Genomic DNA, 6,688 nt, shown 5'->3' on the forward strand with positions numbered 1-6,688 from the left:
ACAATTATAGTCCTTATAAACACAGGAAACGGCAGCGCATTGACGTGCTAAAATATAAGATGTAGCAAATTAAGGAGGTGCTCGGATGAGAAAACAAAATTTAATTAGTATAGGTGCTATTCATCTAATTGTGGTTCTTTTCTTTTTGTTTGTCTACCTGACCCCCACACATTTTACATTTTTAAACTGGAATGTGTTTTTGGCATTGTTACCCTTGGATTTTGCCTTAGTAGTGGCATTTACTAAACGTGTCACAGTGGGGACAATTTTTAGTATTTTATGGTTGCTATTCTATCCAAATACGATGTATATGATTACAGATTATATTCATTTACAATACATCGGTATTGGTTTGACAGTCCGTATGCAATATTTCAATTATGCGGTTTTGTCGGCAGGTATATTTATCGGTGTTGTGTTAGGTATTTTAAGTTTAGAGCTTATTTTCAAACATTATTTTGACAAACGCCACGATGTGCTAGAATTATTCCTTATGGCTGTCTTGTCGATATTATCAGGTGTTGGCATATATATCGGCCGTTTTCTTCGCTTGAACTCTTGGGATGTTTTCACAAGATTACAACATGTTTTAAGTTTAATAGCTGAATCGTTCAGCATGCATATGATTGTTTTTGTCACGTTGTTTGCCGGCGTTCAATTTGCAATTTTAGTTATTAGTCACTATGGCGTTCGTTTAATCCAGAACACAGTTGACAAATGATCTATGAGGTAGTAAACTAGTATCTGTTGAACAAGTAGAAGCACCCGCTTCTCGCCAAGTGATATCGTTGCTTGGCAGATACAGTTGTACGTTAAGTACTGCAAGTGTTGAAGTGGGTAAAGATTAAGTTCTTGCCCACTTTTCTTCTTGATTCACAAAATAAATTTGGAGGTGCCAGACAATAGCACGTCAACCACGACAAGTTGATCTAGTCAACGAAAATATCCGCGCACCACGTGTTTTGCTTATCCATGATGGTAAGCAAGAGGAAATGTCAACACGTGATGCCCAACAATTAGCGAATGATGCAGACCTTGATTTGGTATTGGTACAGGCTAACGCTGAAGTACCAGTTGCCAAAATCATGGACTGGGGTAAAGCGAAGTTCGAAGCGCAAAAGAAGCAAAAAGAACAACGTAAGAACCAAAAAATTGTTCAAGTTAAAGAAGTTCGTATGTCACCAGTGATTGATTCAGGCGATTTCGAAACACGTAAAAAGGCAGCAATCAAGTTTTTGTCGCAAGGCAACAAAGTTAAGCTGAATTTGCGTTTCCGTGGTCGTATGATTACTCACCAAGACATTGGACGTGGGGTCTTAGACCGCATGGCTGAAGAACTTGATGACATCGCCAAGGTGGAACAACGTGCCAAAATGGATGGCCGCCAAATGTTTTTGGTCTTGGCACCACGCGATGCCAAGTAAGTAAGGGTTTAGTCGCTTGTTTAATCAAGCATAAACAAAAATCGTAAAGTAGGAGAATTGGTCACATGCCAAAGATGAAGACACACCGCGCATCAGCAAAGCGCTTTAAGAAGACAGCTAACGGTGGCTTGAAGTCAGCTTCAGCTTATACTTCACACCGTTTCCACGGTAAGACAAAGAAGCAACGTCGTCAATTGCGTGGCACACGCATGATGGATTCAACGACTGTTAAGACATACGCTAAGATGTTGAGCACGCTCTAATTTCAAGGTAAGTCTAATTATTTAATTTCTAGGAGGAAATACCCATGCGAGTTAAGGGTGGTACAGTATCACGCGCACGTCGTAAAAAGTTTGTTAAGTTGGCCAAGGGTTACCGTGGACAACGTCGTATTAATTTTAAGGTTGCTAAGCAACAAGTTTACAAGTCATACTTGTATGCATACCGTGATCGTAAGAACACAAAGCGTAACTTCCGTAAGCTATGGATTGCTCGTATCAACGCAGCAGCCCGTATGAACGGTTTGTCATACTCAAAGTTGATGCATGGTTTGACATTGGCCGGTGTTGAATTGAACCGTAAGATGTTAGCTGATCTTGCTGTTTCTGATTTTGACACATTCTCAAAGTTGGCTGAGCAAGCAAAGTCTGCATTGTCATCAGAAAATGTTTTGGTACAAGAACGTACTGCAGCAACAACTGAAACGACAGTAGCCGTACAACGCTAATTTAAAAAACGCGATAAGCGTTTTTTTTTGACTAAAATTAGTGGTTGACAAAATAAATGATATTTGGTTTAATATTGTTAATAAATAAATGAGAAAATAATATGACAAATCAATTCGCAACAACAAAACAAATTATTATCAGCATTATTATCATTAATTAGTGATAAGTGCTGAAATTTTTTGCGCCTATCAGACAAAACATGATAGGTAGCTGATTTGATACGTTGAAAGACTAGCTGCTAAAAAATTGTAGCTAGTCTTTTTTATTTTCATCATACAGGGAGAAGAGGGATTGGTATGAATATCAAATGATTTAGTGAGTAAATTGAAGCAATAACGTATACTACTAGGGAGAAAAGAAATGGACGAAAAAAAATTAACGTGGCAAAAGTTAGTATTAGTGGCGTCACTAATATTTGGAATGTTTTTTGGAGCAGGAAACTTAATTTTTCCTGTCCAGTTAGGTCAATTATCAGGTGGTAATTGGTTACCAGCGACGGTTGGATTTTTGATTACTGGTACTATTGTGCCATTTTTGGCAATGATGGCGGTGAGTGTCACCAATAGTCAAAGTGTTTACGACATTGCCAAACCAGTCGCACCTTGGTTTGGAACAGTATTTTTAGTTGCAATTCACATGACAATCGGACCATTTTTTGGAACACCGCGTACAGCAGCAACGGCGTTTTCAATGGGCGTAGCACCATTTGTGCCTGTTAAATATCAAGGATTAGCAATGTTAGTTTTCTCGGCTGTCTTCTTTGGATTGGCTTACTTCCTAACAGTTAAAGAATCAGGCTTATTGAAATGGGTGGGACGATATCTTAATCCGCTATTCTTGGGACTATTGTTATTAGTGTTGGTATTATCGTTAGTTATGCCAATGGGCAACACGCATCAAACGGTATCTGCGGCGTATCAAAGTAATGCTGCTTTTCAGGGAATTTTAGATGGGTATAATACAATGGATGGCATAGCCTTGTTGGCATTAGCCGTTTCAGTTGTATATGCTGTCAAAGGCTTAGGATTCCACAAAAAGCAAGTATCGACTGTATTAGCAAAGGCTGGTTTGTTAAGTATTGTCGCGGAAGCAGTGATTTACGCAGCGCTAGTTCTGGTTGGCACTAGTAGTTTGGGATTGTTCAAACCATCAGCAAATGGTGGCGATGCTTTTGCTCAGATCGTTGGCCATTATATGGGTAACTTTGGGACAGCGTTGACTGGCGTTATCGTGACCTTAGCAGTTTTCACAACAGCTATGGGACTGTTCGTTTCATTTTCTCAAGATATGCACCGCGTTTTTCCAAAAGTGAGTTATCTTTGGTGGTTGCGTGTCATTGCGTTTGGATCATTTGTCACAGCTAACGCAGGTTTGACCAATATCGTAGCTTGGTCAGTACCGGTTTTGATGCTATTGTATCCATTTGCTTTGGTACTTATCTTATTGTCGCTATTCAGCAAATATTTCAAGCAATCAGCGCTAGTTTATCGTTTTGTTGTGGCTGCTGTCACTTTACCTGCTGTTTTAGATGCCCTTGCTAGCTCACCTTTAGTGTCGTTGGCTAGCGTACAACGTGTTGTGAATGGATATCATCAATTTGTGCCATTTGCCTCACTTGGCTTTGGATGGGTTGTACCAGCTGCTCTTGGTGCACTTGTAGGCTTAGGCGCCTATCTTGTTACTAATCATCAAAACGCAACTGTGCTTGATTAATTGTCCAATCTTCTTGTGAATGATATTTTTATCCGGATAACGTTATTTTTTGGTATAATTTAAGATAGTAAATTGAATTGGAAGGAAATAATGAATACGGCGTTTTCAGTCGATTCGTTTGTGTTCATTCAAAACTATCATGGGAAAATTTGTTGAAATGGATCATCCGTTGATCCAACATAAGCTCACAATGATTCGTAACAAGAATGTCGGCACTAAGGACTTTCGAGCACTAGTTGACGAAATCGCGATGTTGATGACTTATGAAGCTAGCCGCGATTTGCAATTGGAAGATGTTGCTGTTGAGACACCAGTAGCAACAACAACTAAAAAGCAATTAGCAGGTAAAAAATTAGCTGTCGTCCCAATTCTACGTGCTGGATTGGGAATGGTCGATGGTATTGTACAATTAATTCCAGCAGCCAAAATTGGTCATATTGGTATGTATCGTGACGAAACAACTCTCGAGCCAGTTGAATATTTCATTAAATTGCCTGAAGACATTGACCAACGCGACGTATTGTTGGTTGACCCTATGTTGGCAACTGGTGGATCAGCTAAGGATGCTATTTCTGCTTTAAAGAAGCGTGGTGCTAAGCATATTAAGCTAATTACATTAGTATCAGCTCCAGAGGGTGTTAAAGCAGTTCAAGATGCACATCCAGATGTTGATATCTATACAGGATCATTAGATGAAGGACTGAATGAACATGGCTATATCGTTCCGGGTCTAGGGGATGCGGGTGACCGTTTATTTGGTACAATGTAGTATTTATACCTAATGAAGAGTTCACGTTTTGTGAACTTTTTTGTATGGGTTGATTATTAAGGTTCATTTTGTGTTATACTATTTTACAATTATGTAACAAACAACAAAGGGGAATTGCTCATGCAAAGGCGTTCAAAAATGCGTCCAAAAAAGCGACACACAGTACGAAATATTATTTTAACGATTATTGGACTACTCGTAGTTGGGGGAATTGCAACAGGTTCATACGCGTACTATAAAGTTAATAGCACAATTACGAAAATGCAGAAATCGTCCAAAACGACAAAATCTGCTGACAAACTTACGAGTAGTAAAAAACCAGTTTCTTATTTATTGCTTGGAACAGATACTGGCGAACTTGGTCGTAACTACAAAGGTCGAACAGATACAATGATCGTCATGACCATTAATCCCAAAACTAATGTCACGACAATGACATCAATCCCACGCGATACGTTGGTAACAGTCAGCGGTCAACAAATGAAGATTAATGCTGCATATGCCTATGGATCAGCTGATTCAGCGGTGTCAGCTGTTGAAAATCTGTTAAATATTGATATTAACGGTGGTTATATCTTGATTAACATGGGTGGCTTGGTTAAAATGGTTGACGCCGTTGGTGGTGTTGATGTCACATCACCTTTGACGTTCACCACGACAGGTGACACAACACAAGCTGATTCTGAGAGCCAATATTCATTTGTTTCCGGTAAGACTTATCACATGGATGGGAATGAAGCATTGGCGTTCTCACGTATGCGACATGAAGACCCTAATGGTGATTATGGTCGTCAAATGAGACAGCAACTCGTTATCAAGGCAGTCTTGAAAAACTCAGCTAAAGTTGGCACATTGTTTAATGATTCACTGCTAACGACAATTTCTAACAATGTTCAAACAGATGTTTCAACAACTTCTATGAAAAATCTTGCCCTCAGCTATCGTAAAGCATTCGGAACGGTTAAGCAGGATCAACTAAAAGGAACCACCCAAAGTATTAGTGGTTTAGGGTCAACTGAAGTGATGAGCCAAACAGAGATTGAACGTGTTCACACATCAATAACACAACAAATGGCACAGTAGTAGATAGCACGCAATTGCGTGCTTTTTATTTTGGGGTGAAATGCTATAATAAAATGGAGTATTAAAAATGGAAAGAAGTCAAAAATGATTCAGTTAAAATCACCACGAGAAATTGAAGCCATGCGTCAATCAGGCGCTATTATTGCCGGCATGCACCTCATGTTGCGCGACTTAATTAAGCCAGGTATCGATACTTGGGAAATTGAAACAAAATCGCGCGAGTATATTGAAAGTCATGGTGGCGTGCCACTTCAAATCGGTTTTGAAGGATTCAAATATGCCACGACAATTAGTATCAACAACGAAGTTGCCCATGGATTGCCCCGCAAGGGCTTGAAACTCAAGAATGGTGACTTGGTTAAGGTGGATACAGTTGTCGGCTTGAATGGTGCCGTGTCAGATTCAGCTTGGTCTTATGCAGTCGGTGAGGTCACACCAGAGATTAAAGACTTGATGGCTGTTACTAAAAAAGCAATGTACTTAGGCATTGACCAAGCCGTTGTTGGCAATCGCATTGGTGACATCGGGAATGCGATTCAACAATATACAGAAGTTGAACATCATTATGGTGATGTGCGTGAGTACATCGGTCATGGTGTTGGTCCAACAATGCATGAGGAGCCAAATGTGCCACATTATGGGACGCCAGGTCATGGCGTTCGCTTACGTGAAGGCATGGTAATTACAATTGAGCCAATGATTAACATTGGTGGCTGGAAAGTTAACACAGATCATACCGAAGAAGATGGTTGGACGGTTACGACGGCTGATGGTTCATGGTCAGCACAATATGAACATACTTTGGCGATTACTAAGGATGGCCCAAAAATTTTGACCAGTCAAGATCCTGAATTTGATACAAAATACCTTTAAAATTATAAAAGTAATATATATGGTAGATTGTAAAATTAAACCGAACACTTGAATAAAAAAGCCGCAGCGCCTTTAATGGTAATTGTCTAAAACAACCA

8 protein-coding genes are annotated in these 6,688 nt (G+C 39.6%); all 8 read left to right on the forward strand.

All coding sequences use genetic code 11. The annotated features are described in order from the left end of the window. The first annotated feature begins 85 nt into the window (after positions 1-85). The 8 genes from IEU71_RS01855 (at position 86) to map (ending at position 6,590) form a co-directional block, all read left to right on the forward strand. The gene (locus tag IEU71_RS01855; protein ID WP_004914653.1) at positions 86-721 is read left to right on the forward strand and encodes a DUF1361 domain-containing protein; all 636 of its coding nucleotides are present in this window, start codon (positions 86-88) and stop codon (positions 719-721) included. A gap of 163 nt (positions 722-884) precedes the next feature. After that, positions 885-1,424, forward strand: coding sequence for a translation initiation factor IF-3 (gene infC / locus IEU71_RS01860; protein ID WP_050799439.1), 540 nt, complete (start codon positions 885-887; stop codon positions 1,422-1,424). Between the two features lie 65 nt (positions 1,425-1,489). Beyond that, positions 1,490-1,687, forward strand: a complete 198-nt coding sequence (gene rpmI / locus IEU71_RS01865; protein WP_002815120.1) for a 50S ribosomal protein L35 — start codon at positions 1,490-1,492, stop codon at positions 1,685-1,687. 44 nt (positions 1,688-1,731) lie between these two features. Beyond that, a complete protein-coding gene (rplT, locus tag IEU71_RS01870; protein ID WP_004914648.1) occupies positions 1,732-2,151 on the forward strand; it encodes a 50S ribosomal protein L20 in 420 nt (139 codons plus the stop codon). A gap of 361 nt (positions 2,152-2,512) precedes the next feature. Beyond that, positions 2,513-3,865, forward strand: coding sequence for a branched-chain amino acid transport system II carrier protein (brnQ, locus tag IEU71_RS01875; protein ID WP_004914647.1), 1,353 nt, complete (start codon positions 2,513-2,515; stop codon positions 3,863-3,865). 139 nt (positions 3,866-4,004) lie between these two features. After that, positions 4,005-4,634, forward strand: a complete 630-nt coding sequence (gene upp / locus IEU71_RS01880; protein WP_036067080.1) for a uracil phosphoribosyltransferase — start codon at positions 4,005-4,007, stop codon at positions 4,632-4,634. Between the two features lie 120 nt (positions 4,635-4,754). Continuing rightward, entirely contained in the window at positions 4,755-5,717 is a 963-nt protein-coding gene (locus IEU71_RS01885; protein WP_004914642.1) for an LCP family protein, read from the forward strand. Between the two features lie 84 nt (positions 5,718-5,801). After that, positions 5,802-6,590 (forward strand): type I methionyl aminopeptidase, encoded by a 789-nt coding sequence (gene map / locus IEU71_RS01890; protein WP_004914640.1) that lies wholly within the window; start codon positions 5,802-5,804, stop codon positions 6,588-6,590. Positions 6,591-6,688 lie beyond the last annotated feature (98 nt).

This window comes from Leuconostoc falkenbergense (assembly GCF_014634805.1).
In the GTDB taxonomy this organism is placed as follows: domain Bacteria; phylum Bacillota; class Bacilli; order Lactobacillales; family Lactobacillaceae; genus Leuconostoc; species Leuconostoc falkenbergense.

Bases quoted from the DNA above. Each gene is read 5' to 3' on its own strand.
- IEU71_RS01885 (WP_004914642.1), top strand. From the start codon at position 4,755: ATGCAAAGGCGTTCAAAAATGCGTCCAAAAAAGCGACACACAGTACGA.
- brnQ (WP_004914647.1), top strand. From the start codon at position 2,513: ATGGACGAAAAAAAATTAACGTGGCAAAAGTTAGTATTAGTGGCGTCA.
- rplT (WP_004914648.1), top strand. From the start codon at position 1,732: ATGCGAGTTAAGGGTGGTACAGTATCACGCGCACGTCGTAAAAAGTTT.
- map (WP_004914640.1), top strand. From the start codon at position 5,802: ATGATTCAGTTAAAATCACCACGAGAAATTGAAGCCATGCGTCAATCA.
- upp (WP_036067080.1), top strand. From the start codon at position 4,005: ATGGGAAAATTTGTTGAAATGGATCATCCGTTGATCCAACATAAGCTC.
- IEU71_RS01855 (WP_004914653.1), top strand. From the start codon at position 86: ATGAGAAAACAAAATTTAATTAGTATAGGTGCTATTCATCTAATTGTG.
- rpmI (WP_002815120.1), top strand. From the start codon at position 1,490: ATGCCAAAGATGAAGACACACCGCGCATCAGCAAAGCGCTTTAAGAAG.